Origin of the sequence: Psychrobacter sp. Marseille-P5312 (assembly GCF_900291405.1) — a bacterium.
Lineage (GTDB): Bacteria > Pseudomonadota > Gammaproteobacteria > Pseudomonadales > Moraxellaceae > Psychrobacter > Psychrobacter celer.
The window spans coordinates 1,901,735-1,925,055 of sequence record NZ_OLML01000001.1; the positions used below are offsets into that span (position 1 = coordinate 1,901,735).

General features: G+C 48.8%; 19 protein-coding genes. 16 read left to right on the top strand and 3 right to left on the bottom strand.

The features are described 5' to 3' along the window. The first annotated feature begins 259 nt into the window (after nucleotides 1-259). The 14 genes from ndhC (at nucleotide 260) to C6W44_RS08310 (ending at nucleotide 17,585) form a co-directional block, all read left to right on the top strand. A complete protein-coding gene (gene ndhC, locus C6W44_RS08245; protein WP_105244959.1) occupies nucleotides 260-883 on the top strand; it encodes an NADH-quinone oxidoreductase subunit A in 624 nt (207 codons plus the stop codon). 123 nt (nucleotides 884-1,006) lie between these two features. Further along, a complete protein-coding gene (locus C6W44_RS08250) occupies nucleotides 1,007-1,675 on the top strand; it encodes a NuoB/complex I 20 kDa subunit family protein (RefSeq protein ID WP_105244960.1) in 669 nt (222 codons plus the stop codon). A 145-nt stretch (nucleotides 1,676-1,820) separates the two neighbouring features. Continuing rightward, complete coding sequence (gene nuoC, locus C6W44_RS08255; protein WP_105244961.1) at nucleotides 1,821-3,611, top strand: NADH-quinone oxidoreductase subunit C/D; 1,791 nt, start codon at nucleotides 1,821-1,823, stop codon at nucleotides 3,609-3,611. A 172-nt stretch (nucleotides 3,612-3,783) separates the two neighbouring features. Beyond that, complete coding sequence (nuoE, locus tag C6W44_RS08260) at nucleotides 3,784-4,293, top strand: NADH-quinone oxidoreductase subunit NuoE (protein WP_075101455.1); 510 nt, start codon at nucleotides 3,784-3,786, stop codon at nucleotides 4,291-4,293. Next, a complete protein-coding gene (nuoF, locus tag C6W44_RS08265) occupies nucleotides 4,290-5,714 on the top strand; it encodes an NADH-quinone oxidoreductase subunit NuoF (RefSeq protein ID WP_075101456.1) in 1,425 nt (474 codons plus the stop codon). The genes nuoE and nuoF overlap by 4 nt, the downstream gene beginning before the upstream one ends. Nucleotides 5,715-5,724: 10 nt before the next feature. Continuing rightward, complete coding sequence (gene nuoG / locus C6W44_RS08270; protein WP_105244962.1) at nucleotides 5,725-8,796, top strand: NADH-quinone oxidoreductase subunit NuoG; 3,072 nt, start codon at nucleotides 5,725-5,727, stop codon at nucleotides 8,794-8,796. 52 nt (nucleotides 8,797-8,848) lie between these two features. After that, nucleotides 8,849-9,841: an NADH-quinone oxidoreductase subunit NuoH gene (gene nuoH / locus C6W44_RS08275; RefSeq protein WP_192994854.1), complete on the top strand. Its 993-nt coding sequence runs from the start codon at nucleotides 8,849-8,851 to the stop codon at nucleotides 9,839-9,841. Between the two features lie 55 nt (nucleotides 9,842-9,896). Continuing rightward, nucleotides 9,897-10,445 (top strand): NADH-quinone oxidoreductase subunit NuoI, encoded by a 549-nt coding sequence (gene nuoI / locus C6W44_RS08280; RefSeq protein ID WP_075101459.1) that lies wholly within the window; start codon nucleotides 9,897-9,899, stop codon nucleotides 10,443-10,445. Then, nucleotides 10,442-11,149, top strand: coding sequence for an NADH-quinone oxidoreductase subunit J (gene nuoJ, locus C6W44_RS08285; RefSeq protein WP_105244964.1), 708 nt, complete (start codon nucleotides 10,442-10,444; stop codon nucleotides 11,147-11,149). The genes nuoI and nuoJ overlap by 4 nt, the downstream gene beginning before the upstream one ends. 98 nt (nucleotides 11,150-11,247) lie before the next feature. Continuing rightward, the gene (gene nuoK / locus C6W44_RS08290; protein ID WP_075101564.1) at nucleotides 11,248-11,556 is read left to right on the top strand and encodes an NADH-quinone oxidoreductase subunit NuoK; all 309 of its coding nucleotides are present in this window, start codon (nucleotides 11,248-11,250) and stop codon (nucleotides 11,554-11,556) included. A gap of 4 nt (nucleotides 11,557-11,560) precedes the next feature. Continuing rightward, the gene (nuoL, locus tag C6W44_RS08295) at nucleotides 11,561-13,435 is read left to right on the top strand and encodes an NADH-quinone oxidoreductase subunit L (RefSeq protein WP_105244965.1); all 1,875 of its coding nucleotides are present in this window, start codon (nucleotides 11,561-11,563) and stop codon (nucleotides 13,433-13,435) included. A gap of 1 nt (nucleotide 13,436) precedes the next feature. Continuing rightward, entirely contained in the window at nucleotides 13,437-15,062 is a 1,626-nt protein-coding gene (gene nuoM, locus C6W44_RS08300) for an NADH-quinone oxidoreductase subunit M (protein WP_105244966.1), read from the top strand. A 3-nt stretch (nucleotides 15,063-15,065) separates the two neighbouring features. After that, entirely contained in the window at nucleotides 15,066-16,544 is a 1,479-nt protein-coding gene (locus C6W44_RS08305; protein ID WP_075101463.1) for an NADH-quinone oxidoreductase subunit N, read from the top strand. Nucleotides 16,545-16,766: 222 nt separating this feature from the next. After that, nucleotides 16,767-17,585 carry a ferredoxin--NADP reductase gene (locus C6W44_RS08310; protein WP_413772339.1) on the top strand — a complete coding sequence of 273 codons (819 nt, stop codon included), beginning with the start codon at nucleotides 16,767-16,769 and terminating at the stop codon, nucleotides 17,583-17,585. Nucleotides 17,586-17,749: 164 nt separating this feature from the next. Here C6W44_RS08310 and C6W44_RS08315 read toward each other — a convergent pair whose 3' ends face one another. Then, entirely contained in the window at nucleotides 17,750-18,523 is a 774-nt protein-coding gene (locus tag C6W44_RS08315) for a hypothetical protein (protein WP_105246581.1), read from the bottom strand. Nucleotides 18,524-18,904: 381 nt separating this feature from the next. On the opposite strand from C6W44_RS08315, the gene C6W44_RS08320 reads away from it, so the two are divergent. Together C6W44_RS08320 and C6W44_RS08325 are read left to right on the top strand one after the other, a co-directional pair. Further along, complete coding sequence (locus C6W44_RS08320; protein WP_199774469.1) at nucleotides 18,905-19,792, top strand: energy transducer TonB; 888 nt, start codon at nucleotides 18,905-18,907, stop codon at nucleotides 19,790-19,792. Nucleotides 19,793-19,914: 122 nt separating this feature from the next. Next, a complete protein-coding gene (locus C6W44_RS08325) occupies nucleotides 19,915-20,790 on the top strand; it encodes a mechanosensitive ion channel family protein (RefSeq protein ID WP_105244969.1) in 876 nt (291 codons plus the stop codon). 103 nt (nucleotides 20,791-20,893) lie between these two features. Here the strand turns inward: C6W44_RS08325 and ybeY are convergent, their stop codons facing one another. Continuing rightward, entirely contained in the window at nucleotides 20,894-21,499 is a 606-nt protein-coding gene (ybeY, locus tag C6W44_RS08330) for an rRNA maturation RNase YbeY (RefSeq protein ID WP_105244970.1), read from the bottom strand. Nucleotides 21,500-21,757: 258 nt separating this feature from the next. Continuing rightward, complete coding sequence (locus C6W44_RS08335) at nucleotides 21,758-22,852, bottom strand: PhoH family protein (RefSeq protein WP_105244971.1); 1,095 nt, start codon at nucleotides 22,850-22,852, stop codon at nucleotides 21,758-21,760. Between the last annotated feature and the right edge of the window lie 469 nt (nucleotides 22,853-23,321).

Genomic DNA, 23,321 nt, shown 5'->3' on the forward strand with positions numbered 1-23,321 from the left:
AGGTTAGACGACCAGCTTGCTCCGTATGTCTAGCGGAACCTCTACAGTTGGTCATGTCTGACATCGTCGTCAATACACTTGATAATTGGCTATTACCAGCACAGTACCTAATATGGTTATTTAGTCGTTACTTAAATACAGTGGCTCAATGACAGTCGCTTTGTGTTTTCGTCTGCGTCAAGCCTGCCGCTCACCAACCCTTGTTGGTCAGTCTCTGCGCGGCGCTTGATACTCGATTGGGTGAGGAGCACGTATTATCATGTCTGCTTTTAATTGGTCAGCAATTGCTTTTATCTTAGCCGCCATTGGGCTAGTTGTTTTTATGCTGGTCGTGCCGCGTTTGCTTGGCGGTCGCTCTCAAGGCTCACAAAAAGAAGAAATATTTGAAGCGGGTGTTGTCGGAGCAGGCAACGCCCGTATTCGTCTGTCTGCCAAATTTTATTTGGTGGCGATTTTCTTTGTGATTTTCGATTTAGAAGCGCTTTATCTTTATGCGTATGCCGTTTCAGTGCGCGAAGCCGGCTGGTTAGGGTTTGCTGCCGCCGCCATCTTTATCACAATCTTAATCATCGGTCTGATATATGAGCTGAGTTTGGGCGCGATGAACTGGGCACCAGCGGACAAGCGCCGCAAAAAACCTCGGCTACATGTCGCGCCAGCTGGTTTTAATTTGGCAGACATCACTCGTTTTGATGGCGCGCACGAGCTGATGGTTGATCCGACAGGTAAAGTCCCAGCGCAGTCATCAGGGCAGATCAATGTCTCAAACAATATCGAGACCAATCGTCGTCATCTACAAAATATCGATCATATCAATACCACGGGCAATGTGACTTCCGTGGATTTTGCCACGTCTGCGCAAAAAGACAGTGTTGAGCGTTAAGACGGTCAAGCTGTACAAAACCTTAGGGTTTTATGATGGTATATCAATGATCACTTATGAATAATGGGCGCGCGCGGTGGCAAGATGATTGTCCTGCAGTGCCCCATATAAAGGTTGTATGTTATGAAATACACATTAACAAAAGCCAACCCTGATGCAGATACCTATCCTGCTCAGACCAGTCAAACGGTCAATGACCCTATCGAAGATGAAGTCAATAAAAACGTCTTTATGGGTCGTCTCGAAGACCTTGTCCATTCAACAGCAAACTGGGGTCGCAAGCACTCGCTTTGGCCATTTAACTTTGGTACCTCTTGCTGTTATGTCGAATATGCCACCACGTTAACTGCGGTTCATGACTTGTCGCGCTTTGGTGCCGAAGTCATTCGCGCCTCGCCGCGTCAGGCCGATGTGATGATCGTTGCTGGGACTTGTTTTGTCAAAATGGCCCCTGTTATCCAGCGTCTTTATGAGCAAATGCTAGAGCCAAAGTGGGTCATATCAATGGGTGCCTGCGCCAACTCAGGCGGTATGTATGATATTTACTCTGTCGTACAAGGTGTGGATAAGATTATCCCTGTCGACGTTTATGTGCCAGGTTGTCCGCCGCGTCCAGAAGCGCTGATTCAGGGGCTGATGCTGCTACAAGAGTCTATTACCAAAGAGCGCCGTCCGCTGGGTGTCCATGTCAATGAGCAGGGTATCTACCAGCCGCAAATGACGCCTGAGCGCGACCGCAAACAGGCAGACCGTATCGCGGTAAAAAACCTGCGCAGCCCCGACAGTATCTAAGCGCGCTGTTAGCGCCAGCGGTTATGTAGTCTGGCGAGGGTTTTATCATTAATAATTCGTAGACGTGCTCAGTACGCGTACGCCCATCACAGTTCGGTTATGATTAACATCGTTTAGTTATGATTAATGAAGGAATACATCATTCATGGTCACGGTAGTCGAAAACACAGATCCTAACAATAGGGGTCCTAAGAGCAAGCCTGCTCCAGCAGTCATCCAAGAGCTTACCCATAAATATGCTGGCAAGTTTGTGGTGCAGCATACGGTTGATGAGATTCCAACGGTGTGGGTGGCGCGCGCAGATTTGCTTGAGATATTGTTATTCTTGCGCAAGTTGCCCAAGCCCTATGTCATGCTATTTGACTTATCCGCGATAGATGAGCGGTTGCGCCAGCACCGTGCAGGTCTGCCAGATAGCGACTTTACGGTGTTTTATCATTTAATGTCGCTTGAGCGCAATAGTGATGTGCGTATCAAAGTGGCGCTAGATGAAGACGATTTGACGCTGCCGAGCGCCACGCAGATTTGGCCAAATGCCAACTGGTATGAGCGCGAAGTCTGGGATATGTTTGGGATTGTCTTTAGCGGCCATCCACATCTGACGCGCATCTTATTGCCGAAATACTGGGAAGGCCATCCACTGCGCAAAGAGTATCACGCGCGCGCCACTGAATTTACGCCGTACTTCCTAAACGCGGCAAAACAACAATACGAGCAAGAAAACCTGCGCTTTGTCCCAGAAGAGTGGGGTATGAAGCGCTCGGGCCGCGATGAAGACTTTATGTTTTTGAACATCGGGCCTAACCACCCCTCAGCGCATGGTGCCTTTCGCTTAGTACTACAGCTCGATGGCGAGGAAGTCGTTGATTGTATCCCTGATATTGGCTATCACCATCGCGGTGCAGAAAAGATGGCTGAGCGTCAGACGTGGCACTCATTTATCCCTTATACCGACCGTATCGATTATCTGGGCGGGGTGATGAATGAGCTGCCCTACATCATGTCGGTGGAAAAGCTCGCTGGTATCAAGGTGCCGCCGCGCGCTGAGACCATTCGCGTGATGATGAGCGAGTTTTTCCGTATTACCAACAACCTATTGTATGTGGGTACCTTTATTCAGGATGCCGGTGGCATGACGCCGGTATTTTATATGTTTACCGACCGCCAAAAAGCCTATGATGTCATCGAAGCCGTCACCGGCTACCGAATGCATCCAGCGTGGTTCCGTATCGGCGGCACGGCTGCTGACCTGCCGCGTGGCTGGCAGCGCTTGGTACGTGAGTTTTTGGAGTGGATGCCCAAGCGTTTGGATGAGTATGTCAAAGCGGCACTACAAAACAGTGTGCTCAAGGGCCGTACTCAAGGCGTGGCACAGTACAATGCCAAGCAGGCTTTGGCTTGGGGTGTCACTGGAGCTGGTCTACGCGCGACAGGGGTGGACTTTGATTTGCGTAAGGCGCGTCCATACATGGGCTATGAGAATTTTGACTTTGAAGTGCCAGTTGGCTACAACGGTGATGCTTATGATCGCTGTATGGTAAAAGTCGAAGAGATGCGCCAGTCGCTGCGTATTATCCGCCAGTGTATGGACAACATGCCGCAAGGCCCGTACAAGGCTGACCATCCGCTAGCGGTACCACCGCCAAAGGACCGTACGCTAAATGACATTGAGACGCTGATCAACCACTTTATCTCTGTCTCTTGGGGCCCTGTGATGCCAGCTGGTGAGTGTGCCACCATCGTAGAAGCGACCAAAGGCCTCAACAGCTATTACATCACGTCTGACAAAGCCACGATGAGTTATCGCACTCGTATTCGCACCCCGACATTTGCTCATTTGCAGCAGATGCCGTCAGTGATTAATGGATCCTTGGTCTCTGATGCCATTATGTATCTGGCATCGATTGATATTGTGATGGCAGACTGTGACCGCTAGCGCTGTGATTTGAGATGAGTGTTTTTTTAAGATAAGTCAATCAATATATTATTGCCTGATGGCACGCCAAAATGCGATCACCTGTCAATATCATACAGTGTCTTTATGTCAGTGAGGATAAGGCTGTAGTGGCTAGGTGCTTAGCATGATGAGTGAGGAAAGATAGAAGATTATGAAAATTGTTTCCGACAAAATGCCAAAAGTAGATGTGGCCAGCATCCTCACCCCTGAGGAGATTGCTGCCATTCATGAATATATGCATCACTATCCCCATGCGCGCGCCGCCTCGTTAGATGCGCTAAAAATCGTGCAAAAGCGCAACGGCTGGGTCGATGATGCGCAGGTCAATGCTATCGCCAATATATTAGACATTCCGATGTCGGATATGGACGGCGTTGCGACTTTCTTTAACCGTATTTATCGTCAGCCTGTCGGCCGTCACGTTATCCTGATTTGTGACTCAGTGGCCTGCTATCTAACAGGTTATGAGGCATTATCGGCTGAAATTCGATCACAGCTGGGTATTGAGTATGGGCAGACCACAGCTGATGGCCGTTTTACGCTATTACCGATTTGCTGCTTGGGTAACTGTGATAAAGGCCCTGCGGTGCTGATAGACGAAGACACTTATGGTCCTGTCCAACCATCTGAGGTCGCGCAATTATTGGAGCTATACGCATGAGTTTAACGATTTCAGAGCAGATTGCTCGTCGCGGTCAAGGTAAAGCGCCAAGCCAGCTAAACGAACAGCGTATACCAATTTATGGTGATAAGGCGACCGCCACCAGCGAAACCAAACCATTGACTTGGCGTTTGGCGCATCATGATGCCGTTTTGGATTTAGCGACTTATGAGTCTCTACAAGGCTTTACGGGTTTAAAAAAAGCATTGTCCAAATCACCAAAAGAAGTCGGCAATATGATCAAGGCGGCCAATGTCAGAGGACGCGGCGGCGCAGGCTTTAACGCTGGTCTAAAGTGGTCGTTTATGTCGCCGCCAGATGGCTTGCCGCGCTATCTCATCTGTAATGCCGATGAGATGGAACCGGGCACCTTTAAAGACCGTTTATTGATGGAGCGCCTACCGTTTCAGCTTATCGAAGGTATGCTCATTACTGCGCATGCGATCGGTGCCACCGATGGTTATATCTTTATCCGCGGCGAGTACATCTTAGCTGCTGAGCGCTTGGTCACAGCTATTGAAGAATGTCTAGCCAACAACCTGATGGGCGACAACATTCTTGGCTCAGATTTTAGCTTTAATCTGCACGTACATACGGGTGCTGGCCGCTATATCTGCGGTGAAGAAACCGCTTTAATCAACTGCCTAGAAGGTCGCCGCGCCAACCCTCGTACCAAGCCGCCGTTTCCGCAAATCTCTGGGGCGTGGGGCAGACCGACGGTGGTCAATAACGTCGAAACGTTAAATAATATGCCTGCGATTCTCAATCATGGTGTCGAGTGGTATCAGTCACTATCAAAGATCAAAGGCAAAAGTGAAACCCCGGGTACTAAGCTCTTTGGCTGCTCAGGATTGGTCAATGACCCAGGTCTATGGGAGCTGCCATTTGGCTATACCGCTCGCGAGATCATCGAAGAGTTGGCTGGCGGCATGAAAGATGGCAAGACACTCAAAGCATGGTTGCCTGGTGGTGCCTCGACCGACTTTTTGACTACAGAGCATTTGGACGTGGTGATGGATTTTGACACCATTCAAAAAGCCGGTAGCCGTATGGGTACTGGGCTGATTATGGTCGTCGATGAAGCGCAGGACATGGTGCCGCTGCTGCGCAATCTTGAGATTTTCTTTCAGCGTGAGTCATGCGGTTGGTGCACGCCATGCCGTGACGGTCTGCCGTGGGGTGTCAAGCTGCTTACCGCCATCAATGATGGTGAGGGACAAGTCGGCGATGTGGAAAAACTAGAAGGCCTCACCCGTGACTTGTGGATCGGCAAAACATTCTGTGCCCATGCGCCTGGTGCGATGGAGCCACTGATGAGTGCGATTAAATATTTCCGTCCTGAGTTTGATCAAAAAATCGCGCAGGCGGTTGGTGTCGATGTCATTGATGCGGCAGCCAACCAACAGCCAGAAGTGAAATAAGGAGAGCGGCATGGCAGTCATACATATTGATGGTACCACTGTCGAAGTAGATAGCAGCGATAACTTGCTGCAAGCCTGCTTATCACTCGGCATTGATGTGCCGTATTTTTGTTATCATCCAGCCCTTGGCTCGGTCGGCTCGTGTCGTCAGTGCGCAGTCAAGCAGTTCCAAAACAAAGACGATATGGAAGCAGGGCGCGGTCGTCTGGTGATGTCTTGCATGGTCGCTCCTGGCGATGACATGTATATCTCAGTGACGGATGACGAAGCCAAGGCATTCCGCAAGTCGATGGTTGAGCTACTCATGACCAACCATCCGCATGACTGTCCAACCTGTGAAGAAGGCGGGCATTGTCACTTGCAAGACATGACCTATATGTCAGGTCATAGTCGTCGTCGCTATCGCTTTACCAAGCGCACGCATCATAACCAAGACCTTGGGCCATTTATCGCTCACGAGATGAACCGCTGTATCGCGTGCTATCGCTGTGTGCGTTTTTATAAAGACTACGCAGGCGGCGAAGATTTGGGCGTTTATGGCTCAAACAACCGTGTGTATTTTGGCCGTGATAAAGACGGTCAGTTCGAAAGCGAGTTTTCAGGCAACTTAACCGAAGTGTGCCCAACTGGGGTATTCACTGACAAAACGCATTCTGATCGCTACAATCGTAAATGGGACATGCAGTATGCGCCCAGCATCTGTCATGGCTGCTCGGCGGGCTGTAATATCTCGCCAGGTGAACGTTATGGCGAGCTGCGTCGTATCGAAAACCGCTATAACGGTGACGTAAACCGCTATTTCTTATGTGACCGTGGCCGCTTTGGTTATGGCTATGTCAACCGCGCTGATCGTCCAACCCAAGCGCTTGAGCGTATCAATGACAAACACGTCAAAATCAATATTGACTACGCGCTTGATGAAACCATCAAACGCATCAAAGACAAAAAAGTCATCGGTATTGGTTCACCGCGTGCCAGTCTCGAGACCAACTTTGCGCTAAAAAATCTGGTTGGATTTGATAACTTTTCAACCGGCCTCAATCATCAGCAGCAAGCATTGGTCAATAAATGTATCGAAGTGCTCAGCACTGAAGGTATCTATAATCCTAGCATGGCTGATATCGAAGCACATGACGCTGTGCTGGTGTTGGGCGAAGACATCACCCAAACTTCATCACGTGTCGCACTGTCAGTACGTCAAGCCGCGAAAAACGAAGGCTTAAAAATGGCGGCGGCGCTGCAAACGCAGCCTTGGCTTTCCGAGCCTGTCAAGCGTATCGCCCAAGACGCGTTAAGCCCAGTATACGTCGTCGATGTGACCCAAACCAAGCTAGAAGACATCAGCAAAGCCAGCGTGGTAGCGACTCCTGAAGACATTGTTAAACTTGGTTTTAAAGTTGCTGATGAGATTGCAGGTCTGGCAGATGATTTGACGCAGATTGTAGCGCCGCAAGCGGATACTGCCGAGCGCGAGACCGATGCGATGCAGGCACTCGCGCAGCAAATCGCATATGATTTGATTCAAGCCGATCAGCCGCTGGTGGTTTCGGGTAGCAGCTTATCTTCTACCGCACTGATAGAAGCAGCGGCGCAGATTACCCAAGCGTTGACCCAAAAACGCGCGGCAATCAAAGCGACTGAGCAACAGCAGGTTGAGGCACATAATGCCAAAGTACAGGCAGCACAAGCGAAAGCGGCTAATGACCAGCCTGAAGAAGACCAAGATTTATCTGCTAAGCCGAACAAACCTGAAACAGGCGTGAATACAGAAGCGCAGGATGATGTCGAGCGCGAGCCTGCTGAAAACCTTGAGTTAAAAGAAGTAAATAACAGCTATCAGGCACAAGCAGGTATCTATCTAACGGTACCTGATGCCAATAGCATGGGCGTTTGTATGCTTGGAGGGCAGTCAGTTGAAGAGCTACTAGCCACTGACTTTGATGTGGTGGTGGTTGCAGAAAACCAGCTGACCGATGCCATTGATGCCAATAAGTTGACGCAGTTACTCGCTGATAAGACCGTCATCGCCCTTGATCATCAGCTGCTTGATTGGCACAAAGACGTCGACATCGTCTTGCCAGCCGCCAGTTTTGCCGAAGCGGATGGTACGCTTATCTCTGCTGAGGGCCGTGCGCAGCGCTTCTTCCAAGTTTATGATAATGAATATTATCATCCAATGAGCAGTATCAAAGAAGGCTGGCGCTGGTTACATGCGGTGCATAGCAGTATCGAAGGCCGTGATGTCGATTGGACACAGCTCGATGATGTCATCAATGCATTGATCGCCACCCATCCAAAGCTTGCTGGTATCAAGGGCGCCGCGCCCGATGCGGACTACCGTATCACGGGTCTTAAAATTGCGCGTCAGCCGCGGCGTTACTCTGGTCGTACTGCCATGCGTGCGCCGATTTCAGTGCATGAGCCAATGCAGCCAAAAGACTTGGATACAGGATTGACTTTCTCTATGGAAGGCTACACGGGCAAACAAACACCAAGCTCGATGATTCCTTTTGCTCATGCTGCTGGCTGGAACTCGCCGCAAGCATGGAACAAATACCAAGACAAAGTCGGTGGTCATCTAAAAAACGGTGACCCAGGCGTGCGTTTGTTCGATATGCTCGAGCGCCTACCGACACGTCAGTATGTCGTACCAGAAGCCCTGTCTGCGACCACGACTGACATGCAGCAGGGACAAGCCAAACTGGTGCCTATCTATAACATCTATGCCAGCTCAATGATGGCATCGCGCAGTCCTATCGTCGCCGAACAGCTGCCGGTGGCGGCATGGCGGATCGGTATGGATGATGCCAAAGACTGGAATATTGCCGCTGGTGATTACTTAGCAATCGAGATTGACAAACAGCAAATCACCCTGCCAGTACAGATTGTCGGTTATCTAGCAGAAGGCTGTATTGGTTATCCTGTCGGGCAGGTGAGCATCATTCACCCTTCGATGCCAGCCTCAGTCCGTAAAGTCGATGCGCCCGTGACAATGAGGGGCGATATGGCGGATAGCGCTGACGATACCACCAACCGCGCAGCGTCAACCAGCACCGCGCCGACCACCACACAGGAGGTGTAATATGCAAGTTACCCGTATTATCCCTGATGTGCCAAGCTTTTTGGCCAGTAGTATGAGCTTTGATACTTGGTCCGTTTTATTTATGGTGGTGCAAGCACTGGTCATATTTTTGGTGGTCGTTATCGTGGCGGCGTTGATGATTGTCTATGAGCGCCGCATGCTGGCATTATGGCAAGATCGTTATGGCCCCAACCGTGTCGGGCCGTTTGGCTCCTTGCAGCTGGTCGCTGATATGCTCAAAATCTTCTTTAAAGAAGACTGGACACCAAACTTCACCGATAAGTTTATGTTTACCTTGGCACCTGCGGTCGCCATGTTTACCGCATTGGCCTCATTTGCCATTATCCCTATCTCGCCGACCCTTGGGGTAGCGGATTGGGACATCGGTATTTTGTTCTTTTTTGCCATGGCAGGTATCGCCGTCTATGCGGTGATGTTTGGCGGCTGGGCGTCTGCCAACAAGTTCTCGCTATTGGGCGGCCTACGCTCGGCGGCACAAACCATCAGTTATGAAGTGTTCTTAGGCTTATCATTGATGGGCGTGGTGGCCTTGACCGGCTCGTTTAATTTGCGCGAAATCGTTGAGTCACAGATTGACGGCTGGTATATCATTCCGCAGTTTTTTGGCTTTTTGACCTTTGTGGTCGCTGGTGTGGCGGTGACCCACAGGCATCCGTTTGATCAGCCAGAGGCCGAGCAAGAGCTGGCTGAAGGGTATCATGTCGAATACTCCGGTATGAAGTTCGGTATGTTCTTCATTGGGGAATATGTCAACGTCGTCCTGATTTCAGCCTTGATGACCTGCTTGTTTTTTGGCGGTTGGCTGGCGCCGTTTAATTTAGATATTCCATTTATTCCACCAGCTTTTTGGTTCATGATTAAGACGCTGTTTTTTATGACCCTATTTGTTTTGGCTCGAGGCTCACTCATGCGTCCGCGCTATGATCAGGTGATGAACTTTGGCTGGAAAGTCTGCCTGCCAGTGACGCTGATTAACTTAATCGTTACTGCTGCAGTCATTTTGATCTTTTCCCCAACGTTGTAATCATTACTAGCCATCATTGATGAACTAGGGTAAAGCTGATAAGGATAATAATCCCATGTTTACTACCATAAAAAAGACCGTCATTGGTATCCTTACCATTGTCCGCAGCATGTGGATGGTCAACAGTCATGCGCTTAGGCCACGTGACACCATTCTTTATCCTGAAGAGCCAGTGCCAGTGCCGCCACGCTTTCGCGGGCGTATTGTGCTGACGCGTGACCCTGATGGTGATGAGCGCTGTGTGGCGTGTAACCTATGTGCCGTCGCCTGCCCAGTAGGCTGTATCTCACTACAAAAAGCCGAGCGTGACGATGGACGCTGGTATCCAGAGTTTTTTCGTATTAACTTTTCGCGCTGTATCTTTTGCGGAATGTGCGAAGAAGCCTGTCCGACGACAGCGATTCAGCTGACGCCAGATTTTGAGCTGGGTGAGTATAAGCGCCAAAACTTGGTCTATGAAAAAGAGCATTTGCTCATCTCAGGTCCAGGCAAATATCCTGATTATAACTATTATCGTGTGACCGGTATGGCGGTAGCGGAAAAACCAAAAGGCGCTGCTCAAAACGAAGCGGCACCGATTGATCTAAGGAGCTTGCTACCATGATGACTATTTTAAACAGCCCTGAGCTGGCAGGGTTTTATGCGCTGGCTGCTGTGGCGATATTTGCCAGCCTGCGCGTGGTGACGCAGGCCAATCCAGTACATGCCATCTTGTCGATGATTGTGTCTTTGCTCGCCATCTCAGGTATTTTCTTTGTCTTAGGTGCGCCGTTTGCAGGGGCGTTAGAGATCGTCGTCTATGCTGGCGCTATCATGGTGCTGTTCGTCTTTGTCATTATGATGCTCAACTTGGGCATGAGTAATGATGAGCGCGAAGAGCGCTGGCTCGATGCTGGCACGTGGGCGCTGCCGACCGGCCTGACGGTTATCATCGGCGTTGTACTGTATGCGATGATAGGTATGGGACATGATGACGCGGCGATGATTGGTGGTACCACCATCTCTGCCAAAGCAGTCGGTACGGTGCTCTTTACCAAATACGTCATGCTCATCGAGGTGGCGGCCCTACTGCTGCTAGCCGCTTTGGTTGCCGCCTACCACTTGGGCAAAGAGACGAAAGATGATGAGATCATCGGCAATGGTAGCCGAGACGTGCAGCCAGCTGTCGGTAGTATCAAATCATATGATAACGACGATAGCCATGCAGCACAGATGGCGCAGCCTTATGAATACAAAGATGTTGACCCGCATGACTATGTCGGTAAGCAAGTAGGTGTACAACGAGTCACGCGCAAGGAGTCAGACTGATGGTACTAGCAGCAAGCGTGGCACAAGATGTGTCAAACGTGCCGTTTGCCCACGAGGTAGCAGGCTTAGTACAGCCAGCTGCTGAGGCGCAAAATGTACTGGGTATGATACCCATGAGTCATGGACTGATTTTGGCAGGTATTTTATTTGCCATCGGTCTGTGCGGCGTCATGGTACGACGTAACTTTTTATTTATGCTAATGAGTCTTGAGATTATGATGAACGCGACGGCATTGGCATTTGTAGTAGCAGGCAGTCGCTGGGTCGATCCAGATGGGCAGATTATGTTTATCTTTATTTTGACTTTGGCCGCGGCTGAAGCTTCAATCGGTCTGGCAATATTATTGCGGTTTTATCATAAGCGTGGGCATCTCGATGTCGATAGCGCCAATGAGATGAAAGGATGATGTCATGAGTTTATTACCATTAACCTTTATATTCCCGCTCATTGGCTTTTTAATCTTAGCCTTTATGCGCGATAAACTCACCGAGCAGGTGGCGAGGATAGTCGGTGTCGGTAGTATGCTGCTATCTGCGCTTTGTACGGTCGTCGTCAGCTATACTTTTTTGACCAGTTACCCTGCAGGTACGGTCGTCGAGATGCCGCTGTGGACGTGGTTTCAGGTCGGGGATTTTGCTCCGAGCTTTGGGCTGAGTTTTGATGGCTTGGCATTGACCATGACAGGCATCATCACGGGTATCGGTTTTTTGATTCATATGTTTGCCGCTTGGTACATGAAAGGCGATACCGGCTTTGCCCGTTTCTTTAGCTATATGAACTTATTTGTCGCCAGTATGTTGTTACTGGTGTTAGCAGATAACTTGTTTTTGCTGTATCTGGGCTGGGAAGGCGTGGGTATTTGTTCGTACTTGCTGATTGGTTATTACTACCACGACAGAGCCAATGGCCGCGCGGCGATGAAAGCCTTTACAGTCACGCGTGTCGGTGATGTGTTTTTAGCCTTTGGTTTGTTTTTATTGTTTCGCGAGTTCGGCACGCTGCATATTCAAGAGATTATCACCCGCGCGCCCGAAGTCTTTGACCTAAACAACCCCATAATGATGCTCACCACTATGATGCTGGTGGGCGGCGCGATGGGTAAATCAGCCCAGTTGCCACTACACACATGGCTTGCTGATGCGATGGCAGGTCCAACACCAGTATCGGCATTGATTCACGCCGCGACGATGGTCACCGCAGGGGTGTATTTAATTGCCCGCCTGCATCCATTGTTTGAGCTGACCCCTGGTATTTTATTGTACTGGGTCGGCGGTGTCGGGGCGTTAACGCTTGTGGTCGCTGGATTTTGTGCGCTGGCGCAAACCGATATCAAACGTATCCTTGCTTACTCGACCATGAGTCAGATTGGCTATATGTTTTTGGCCTTAGGCGTGGGCGCGTGGCAAGGGGCTATCTTTCATTTGATGACCCATGCTTTTTTTAAGGCGCTGTTGTTCTTGGCATCAGGTGCGGTCATTCTAGCGGTACATCATGAGCAAGACATCTTTAAGATGGGCGGCTTACGCAAAAAGATACCTTTGGTGTTTTGGTGTTATATCGTCGGTGGCGGAGCACTCGCTGCGATACCTTGGGTCACCGTTGGTTTTTATTCTAAAGAAGCGATTCTTTGGGAAACTTATGCCACCGGTCACTTAGTACTATTTTACATGGGTGTTTTTGGTGCATTCTTAACGGCAATTTATACCTTCCGTATGATCTGGGTTGTCTTTTTTGGTGAAGAGAAGACCCATGCGCATAAGCTGTCAGGGGTGTCATATTGGTTACCACTTACCGTGCTTTTGGTACTATCGACCGCTGTCGGTGCGTGGATTACGCCGCCATTGCAAGGTGTATTGCCCCAGAGTGTTGGGCATCTATTAGAAGTGGCTGGTCAAGCAGAGGCCAAGCATACTGCAGAGTATATCGCCATGGGTGCGATGCTGGCAGGTTTGGTATTGGCCGCGCTGTTATATGTGGTCAATAAAGGTCGCCTGCTTACTAGCTTTAAGCGCTCGCGTGTTGGCGGCGCGCTGTATCACTGGTGCTATCACGGCCTAGGTTTCGATGCGCTATACGATTTACTTTTTGTAAAACCCTTTTTGTTCATCGGCCGCTTATTAAAAGCCGACCCTATCGATAAAACGTGGTATGTCTTACCTAAGCTGGCATCAGCAGGTAATAAGGTATTGTCTGCGACGCAAACAGGGTCACTTCGAGGTTACGCTGCAAGCTTTGGCTTAGGCGTTGCTGTATTGCTCGTGCTGGTAATGATAACGGTGGTATAAGATGATTGAGTTACAACAAACGTGGATGCTACCAGCATTGATTGCAATTCCTTTTATTGCAGGGTTGCTATGCTGGCTGGTAGAGCGGATTAATAAACGTCTGCCGCGCTGGATCGCCTTAATCGGGATGATCATAACCTTTGCTTTGTCACTCGTGCTATGGCAGTACGGCGACTATAGCGGTATGAGTAAGCAGGTGATCGCGCCAGATGCAAACGTGCCATGGGTCGCTGAGTTTAGTGTGCCGTGGATACCAAGCTTTGGTATCAGCTTTCATTTGGCGCTAGATGGTTTGTCGCTGCTGATGGTGGGTCTAACAGGGCTGCTCGGTATTGCCGCTGTCGCTTGTTCGTGGAACGAGATTCAGCGCCGTGTGGGTTTTTTCCATCTCAACTTACTATGGAGCTTGGGCGGCGTCATCGGTGTGTTCTTAGCCATTGATCTGTTTTTGTTCTTCTTCTTTTGGGAGATGATGCTGGTTCCTATCTACTTCTTGATCGCGCTATGGGGTCATGATGTGGTGGGCAAAACCAAAGAGTACGCAGCGACCAAGTTCTTTATTTATACCCAAGCGTCTGGGCTAATCATGCTCATCGGTATCTTGGTGTTGGTCATTATCAGCTATGCGCAAACTGGGGTGGTCAGCTTTAATTATAATGACTTGCTCGGTACCTCGCTTGGCGGCTGGGAATATCCCATTATGCTGTGCTTCTTTATCGGTTTTGCGGTGAAGTTGCCGATTGTACCTTTTCATGGCTGGTTGCCCGATGCGCACGCTCAAGCACCAACAGCAGGTTCGGTGGATTTGGCTGGGGTTCTAATTAAGACTGCCGCCTATGGTTTGATTCGTTTTGTCTTGCCATTATTTCCAGCCGCGTCGCAAGAGTTTGCACCGATTGCCATTACCTTGGGGACGATTGGTATCTTTTATGGGGCGTGGCTCGCCTTTATGCAGACCGACATGAAGCGTCTATTGGCATATACCAGTGTCTCGCACATGGGCTTTGTGGTATTGGCCATCTATGCTGGTACGCTCATCAGCTTACAAGGCCTGATGATTCAGATGCTGGCGCACGGGCTTAGCTCGGCGGCATTGTTTATCATGGCAGGACAGCTGTATGAGCGCTTACATACGCGCGATCTGACTTTGATGGGCGGTATGTGGGGTCAGTTCCGCTACTATGCACCGATACTGATGTTCTTTTGCGCCGCTTTATTGGGTATCCCAGGTACGGGCAACTTCATTGGCGAATTTATGATCTTATTTGGCTCATTTGCTCAGTATCCTGTGTTTGTGGTTTTTGCTACATTCAGCTTGGTACTTGCAGGCCTATACTCGCTCATTTTGATTCACCGCGCCTTGTTTGGTAAAAACAATATCGAAGCGCTGGCGATACACGAAACCAAATCGCACGGACTGCCGAAGCGTAGACTAAAAGATTTGGGCAAACGTGAGCTTTCGTTGCTGCTTATGTTAGCAGCAGGTTTGGTCTGGCTAGGATTGTATCCGCAGCCATTCCTCGATACGTCAAGTCACGCCATGCAGTGGATCAATAATGCATATATATACAGTCAAGTCACACAGGTAGATGCCATGCAACTGCTTGATGCAATGGAGGCACGTTAAGTCATGAATGATATTACGATGAATGATTTGATGGGATTGCTACCTTACGCACCGATCATCGCCGTAGTGATTACGGTGTTGGTGGTGATGATTGCCATCGCGGTAAAACGCTCACATATGGTGACAGGTACTGTTACGGTGGTGGGCTTAAACATTGGGCTATTTACCTTGCTGGCGCAGATGGCTGGTATCGTCAGTAGCGGCGCGGCTGCGCCTAGCGCTGAGCAGTTATTTATCATCGATAATTTTGCCCAGTTTAATATGGTGGTGATTTTTATTTGTGCATTGGCGTGCTGTACGCTGTCTTATGCTTATCTTGCCAACCTAAAAGACAATAAAGACGAGCTGTATCTGCTGATGTTGCTATCGACAATCGGCGCGCTGCTGATGGTCAGTGCTCAGCATTTGGCGGCGTTCTTTATGAGTCTTGAGATGCTATCGATACCGCTATATGGCTTATTGGCCTATACTTATATGCGTAATCGTTCGCTTGAGTCGGGGCTGAAGTATCTGGTGTTATCAGCGACCGCATCGGCCACACTGCTGATGGGCATGGCCTTTATCTACGCTGAGGTGGGCGCGCTGGCGTTCAAACCGATCAGCTTGGTATTGGGTAATGTATTTGAGTCGCCACTCTTGATACTTGGGGCGGCGATGATGCTGTTCGGTATTGCCTTTAAACTCTCAGCAGCTCCTTTTCATATGTGGACCCCCGATGTCTATGAGGGCGCACCAGCTCCTATCGCTACGTTTTTGGCGTCTGTCTCAAAAGTGGCGATGATGGCTTTGGCCGTGCGTTTCTTAATCGATACTGCGTTATTGGCGCTGCCGTCTGTACAGATACTGCTGATGGTGATGGCGACCTTATCGATATTGGTAGGTAACTTACTGGCCGTACGTCAGACCAGTCTCAAGCGCTTATTGGGTTATTCATCCATTGCGCATATGGGTTATGTGCTGATCGTTATTGTTAGTATCGGTACCGCAGCCGATAGCATCTCTAGCATGTATATGGCGGTCTATGCCTTTACCTCTATCGGTGCCTTTGGGGTAGTGACCTTGATGTCGAGTCCTTATCGCTTGGCAGGTGAGGCTGATGAGCTGACTCACTATCAAGGGCTGTTTTGGCGTCGTCCAGTATTGACGGCTGTGATGACTATCATGATGTTGTCATTGGCTGGTATTCCATTGACCGCCGGCTTTATCACCAAGCTGTTTGCGATATTGGCAGCGGTACAAGGGACCAACTGGTTCTTGGCTGCGATGATTATCCTAGGCAGTGCCATCGGTCTGTTTTATTACTTGCGCGTGTTGCTTACTTTATTTAAACGTCCTAAGCAATTCATCGAGTTTGATGTGGCAGGACAGTGGGGTATTCGCACGGGTGGTATCATGGTCATCGCCGTCACAGCGATTATTTTATTCTTTGGTATCTTGCCAAACAGTATGATTGAGTGGGCGAGCATGGCACGTATCTGGTAATGTACTGATAGTAATATGCTGATAGATAGGTAGCAAACAAACCGCTACAGTGCAGCAATCTATCGTGCCGCACGTCCGCTGTGATGGTAAACCACCCAAGATGCGCCAGCTTTATGATAAGCTTGGCGCATCTTTTGGTTTGACCCCTTTAAAAACAAATAAACACAACCATCAATAGAAGTATTAAAAGAAAACGACTAATAAAAACGAGAGTGATTAACGATTATGAGTGACAATATTCAGACAGTAACGGTACTCAGTAAGACCACTTGGACGCCCAATTTATTTAGCTTTACGGTCAGCCGTCCTGACAGTTTTAAATTTACTGCAGGGCAGTTTGTGCGTTTGGGGGTCAACCCCAGTCGGCTGAAGTATTATCAGCAGCAGGACGAGGCATTAGCAGCATTGGACGAAGACATATTTCGTGCCTACTCAATTGTCTCCTCACCATTTGATGAGGTGTTAGAGTTTTTCTCTATTGTCATTCCTGATGGCGCTTTTACCTCGCAGTTGCAGCACTTAGAAGTGGGTGATGAGCTGCTGCTCAATACCATGCCATTTGGCTTTTTGACGTTGGCTCGCTACCAAAAACCCTTGCCCAAAGACTTATGGTTATTGGCGACAGGTACAGGCTTGGCACCGTTTTTATCGATGCTCCAAGACCTAAAGACATGGGAAGACTACGAGCATATCGTACTGGCTTACAGTGCGCGCTCGGTGGAAGAGCTGGCTTATATTGAGCTGATTGAACGCTTGCAAGCAGACTTTGGTTCGTTGGTGGACAACCCTGCCAAGCTGATTTTTATCCCAATTGTCACCCGCGAGCCCGTCGACGGCGCATTGACGGAGCGCCTGCCAAAGCTGCTATTGGACGGTACGCTACAAGAGCGTGCAGGTATTGCGCTGGATGTCGACAGCACCCATGTGATGCTCTGCGGCAACCCTGAGATGGTAGAGGACACCAAAGAAGCCCTAAAGACATTAGGGCTGGTGATGAACCGTCGCGGCGAGGGCAATATCGCGGTAGAAAATTATTGGTAAAAGCTATTGATGTATTGATAAAAGCTGCCGCTACAGGTGTTTGCTTAAATCTGATAAATAAAAGTTGTATTGCCGTTGTACAAAAACGCCGCTACTTGATAGACGAAAAGTAGCGGCGTTTTAATGGTTTATTACGTACGATTGATAGCCCATGTAGTTGGAGATCAAACCTGACTGGGCTCGGTGGCATCTGCGACAGGGTTGATCGGGCCTTGCATCAGTTCAGGCTCATCGGCATCGCTAATGATATCTTCATTGCTACTGGCGGCCAGTAGGTCACGATAGTTGATCTGGGTCTTTAAGATCATCTGCTCTTCTTCAAGCTCGCCATAATTGACCTGCACCTTGTGCAGTGTGCTGATGATTTTTTTGTTCTTTTTTAGCCAGCGGTTGATATCGAGGTAGATAACCTCGTCTTTGGCACGAGCAATGTTGATATACGATAAGATAAAGCCGAGCGGGTCTTTTTTGAGGATACGATGATAAAACCAGATAAACAGCTTGATGCCTTGGCGCTTGATAAAAGACTCGCAGCGCAGGTTTAGCACATCGGTATAGGTCTGCTGGCCAAAGACAAAACGCTGCACATTGCGATCGAGCTGTACATGAATCAAGCTAAAGTTACTGGCGACCTCGATATAGATACCCGAGATATCAATAGTACAGTATAGGCGAAACCAGTCGTCGTGCATCTCAACGCGCAGCTCTAAGATGGCCTTTACATTGTCAGTGACAAACTTTTGCAAGGCATCGTTGACGTATTGCTGCGCTACCGGCAGCGATAGCTCGTTTTCAAACTTATCGGTGGTTTTGTTATAAAGGTTTTTAACAGATTGGGTGAGGCGCTCCCAGCCGTCGCTAAATGACTCATCAAAACGATAGCCAATGTTTTCAAAGTACTCATCAAAACTGTCTGAATTGTTTACGTTATCACTCATGTTATCAAAGTCACTCAAACGTATTATCCTTATAGTGCGCTATTAAAGTATGCACTTCTTGTTGTGTTCCTGCATATTATTGAAAGCAAGCATCCCAATGATAGGGTATTTGTTTTATAGTATCTCGACTATAGCATTTATAAAGCAGTATATAACAAATATCGTGGCTTCAAAATGAACACAGGCGTTTTATCGTAAATGATTTGTTTGCAGTGTGGATGGCGCGCCTGTTTGGCGGTTGTGCTGGCGACGCAATTCTATGTCATGTTATGATAGCCTCGGCACGGCATGAGTCAACCGCTTAGCGGTGCCTATTCATTGATACATAGATGAGCGGCAGACTTGTGTTGCGACGCTCATACCCTTAAGCTGAGAGCAACTGTGGCCTATATTAAAGACTCACAAAGTTATCATTTTTCAGCGCAAGCCCCTAAGCGCGATAGAAGCCTGCCTATGGCGATCGTCATCGCTGTGAGTGTGCATGTGCTGATTATTTTTGGTATCAGTTTTTCTATGGGGCAAGATCCGGCAGCGATGATGCAGGATGTGGCCAAGGCCTTGACGGACAACATGCAGCCAAATGAGGACGCGCACTTTATCGCCAACGCCTCTCAGGTCGGTGGCGGCACGATAGAAGAGCAGCTCAGGCAAGAAACCGATCAGGTCAGCCCGCTGTCAGCTGAGCAAATGAGCGAGACACAAGATGTGATCAACTTGCAGCGGCAGACCCGTCAGCAGCGCTATCAAGAAAGCTACCTGCGTACCACCTTGAGCTGGCGACAGGCAACCGTCGAGTCTGATAATGACAGTACGCAAGAGCAAGATGATATCTTGGCGCAAGAGGAGCGTCTGCGTAAACAAATCGCGACATTAGAGGCGCAGTTATCCCAGCGTCAGCAGATCTATGCGACCAAATCAAAAGTGGTGACGGTCGATAGTAACTCAACGACGCGCGGCGCTGCAGCGGATTATATCAATACGTTTCGTGAGCATGTCGAGCGGGTCGGCAACCTGCATTATCCAGCGCAAGCTCGGGCGCAGGGTATCACCGGCGACGTACGCTTGATGGTGGTTATCAGTAGTGATGGCAATGTCAAAGCCATCCGTTTGCTAGAGAGCTCAGGCTCGACGATATTGGATGAAGCGGCAAAGCAGTCAGTGCGTCAAGCGGCACCCTTTGGCAAATTTACCGAAGACATGAACGATATTGTAGAGCTGCGCTTGATACGTACTTATCAGTACAGCGATACAGTCAATGTGACGTATTAGCGGATGAGGTATCAATAAGCGACGTATCAAAAAGCGATACAGCAAATCAAATAAAAGCCGTTTGCCAGCAAAGGCGAACCGGCACTTAGATATCACAATACACTTAAACAAAAAGAGTCAGTATGGAATTTTTAGGTTTTACAGTCGATGTTGCTGCTTTGACCAGTAACGCATTGAGCTTGGTAATCAAAGTGGCTTTTGCCATCGTTATATTTGTGGTCGGGCGCTGGCTGGCCAAAAAGGCCGTTACCTTTGCTCATGGTATTATGCGCCGCAGTCATTTAGATGATACGGTGGCCAGCTTTTTAGGGCGCTTGCTTTATGGCGTATTACTGGTGGTAGTGGTGTTGGCCGCGCTGAGCAAGGTTGGGGTCCAAACGACATCGGTCGTTGCCATACTGGGCGGTGCAGCGGTCGCGATTGGTCTGTCGTTAAAGGATCAGCTATCAAACTTTGCCGCTGGTATCATGGTTGTTACTTTTCGCCCCTTTGTGCGCGGTGATTATGTACAGATTAGCAGCTACACAGGGACGGTGGCCGAGATTACATTGATCAACACCCACCTAACCACGATCAATAACCACGATATCATCATCCCAAATGGCGATATCACGACCTCTGCGGTGACCAATTATACGGCGCTGCCCAATCGCCGCGTCGATATCACGGTTGGGATCGGCTACGATGCCGATATCAAAACTGCCAAAGAGGTGATGCTGAGCTTGGCCAGAAACAACCCAATGGCCTTTACCGACCCTGAGCCTATCGTACGCGTGACCAATCTGGGCGACAATTCGGTAGATTTGACCCTCAATGTCTGGACGACCAATGCTGATTGGTGGACGATGCAGTGTGATTTGCTTGAGCAGTTTAAATACGCTTTAGACGATGAAAAGATTGAGATTCCATTCCCGCAGCGTAGCGTCCATGTCAAAGGCTTGGATCAGATGATTAATCAAATGGGTCAGTCGCAAAAACTGCCCATGACTAAAGACTGAGCATATAACTAAAGAATGAGCCCACGACTAAAGACTGAATAATGGTTGGTTATTCGGTGCTTGTTCTAAGGGATTGGTTCGGTCAAAAACCATCTCGTCAAATTCAAGCGTTTGGTAGATAGGGGTTTGGTAGGTTGAGACTTGCTAAAATCTCTATCTCAAATCCTTCCATCTCCTCTTGCTCAGCTCGTCCAAGTTCGTGATCAAAGCCTAGTAGATGCAGCATACCATGTACCAGTAAATGACTGATATGCTGCGCGATGCTCTTGTCTTGTTCGGCGGCTTCTCGTACCACGACTTCATGACAGATGATCAGCTCGCCGAGTGGTAGGGCCGGCATTAAGTCAATAATGGCGACGGGTAAGTCGCTTGGATAGGATAAGATATTGGTCGCATAGTCCTTGCCCCGTGCTTCCAGATTTAATTCACGACCTTCAGTTTTGTCAGTAATATAGATATCTAGCGCTTTGATTTTGTGCTGCCACGTCTCAAGACTAATATCTGTAAAATAAGGGAGCATCAGACCGTTTTCTATACGTCTATCTATATATTTCAAAGTTGCAGCCATGATTGGCAATAGACGATCTGCACTGTAGTAACGACTGATTAACCCCTTATCGATACTATCAAGAGCGCTGACATCAAGCTCAACTTTGTCTAGATTATTTATCTTTAGGGCGTTTATATTATCGTTGTTAGATTGGTTCATAGCGTCACCTTAGGGGGAGATATAGTCGATTCTAAATAAAACAGATAGATTGTATGTCAACATGGAACTGGTATAAATTGTTCTTGCGTGCTGTGCCTACGCCGACAGAGGCTTCGAAAATTTCACTGCGCATTGTCTGAAAAATAGCCGCCGCCAGTGCCACATTAGAATGTTCAATACGCCCTAACGAAAAGACCAGATAACTATGTTTAGTAATCCGGTCTTTTGGGTTAGACATAACGGTTTAATGACGTTTAGCTACAATTTAGAGGCTGCATCTGCCACCGCCTGTCTGCGCTCTTGCTCTTTGATGCGCTCAAACTTACGTTTTTCTTGTAGCGCGATTTGCTCTTCATCAAACACATCATAGGCTTCGACGATTTTTTGTACCAACTGATGGCGCACCACGTCTTTTGAGTCAAACTTAGTAATATGAATCTCCTCGATACCGCTTAAAATATCCATCGCCTGTGCCAAGCCTGATTTGGTACCGCGTGGCAAGTCGACCTGTGAGATGTCACCGGTGATGACCGCGCGTGAGCCAAAGCCCAGACGCGTCAAAAACATCTTCATTTGCTCAGGTGTGGTGTTTTGTGCTTCATCCAAGATGACAAATGAGTTGTTTAAGGTGCGGCCACGCATATAAGCCAGCGGCGCAATCTCGATGATTTGCCGCTCGATCAATTTGCCGACCTTCTCAAAGCCAAGCATCTCATAGAGGGCATCGTAGAGTGGGCGCAGATAGGGGTCAATCTTTTGTGTGAGATCACCGGGTAAAAACCCAAGCTTCTCCCCAGCTTCTACCGCTGGACGTACCAGCAGTATGCGCTCAATCTCATTGCGCTCTAGCATATCGACCGCGCAGGCCACCGCCAGATACGTTTTGCCGGTACCGGCAGGCCCAATACCAAAGGACACATCGGAGCTGAGCACGTTTTTTACATAGCGCTGCTGGTTGCCCCCGCGCGGGATGATACGGCCTTTGCGCGTGCGCAGGCTAATGGGGGTAAACTCATTTGCCGAATCCAAATCAGCTGTATCGCTCTCATCATCGGCAGACTCTTGCTCATCGTCTGCCATGTCTTCATCGCGGGAGACGCTCGATTGGATAATCAAATGCAGCTCTTCTGCACTGATATCCTTGGTGTTTTGCGCTTCATCGACCAGTTTATAAATGATGCGTTCGCCGCGCTCGACCGCAGTCACATCTCCGCTCAGGCAAAAGTCGCCTTGGCGTTGAATGATCTTGATATCGAGGCGATCTTGTAGGTATTTCATGTGGTTGTTGTATTCACCAAGCACGGTTTTGAGCTGTGCTGGGGTTAATGATTCAAACTTTATACGGCGGCTCATAGAATCAGTCAAGCGATTATCCTTGTGTTGTGTACCCGCTGCTATCGCCTAGTCTGATGAGATCAACATGGAGAGCGCTACGGGCTTCAGAGATAAAAAATAAAATGATAAAAAATAAAATGGGTAATAAAAATCGTTCGTCAAAGTGTCTGGGCGGGCAGTGTGTCACGCGCCTTTTAACACGCAGGTGGCGTATCTGCTAGCGATATAGATAACGGTAAATTATTATTGGTTTTGGGGTTAATGATAAATCAATGTCTTTTCTTCATTATGGTAGATAGTTTTTAAAATTCAAGCCATCGCCTGCCCAGATGGCGGGGTTTTTGTATGTAGATTGCAACCACAGGCTGGTGGGCAAACGGCTGCAATGGTGAGGTATGCTGTGGCGTAGCTCACCCTCAGGTCAGTCTTTTATGATATGACCGCAAACAGGCGAGTACACGCTTTGCATACGTGTCAGGACACAGAA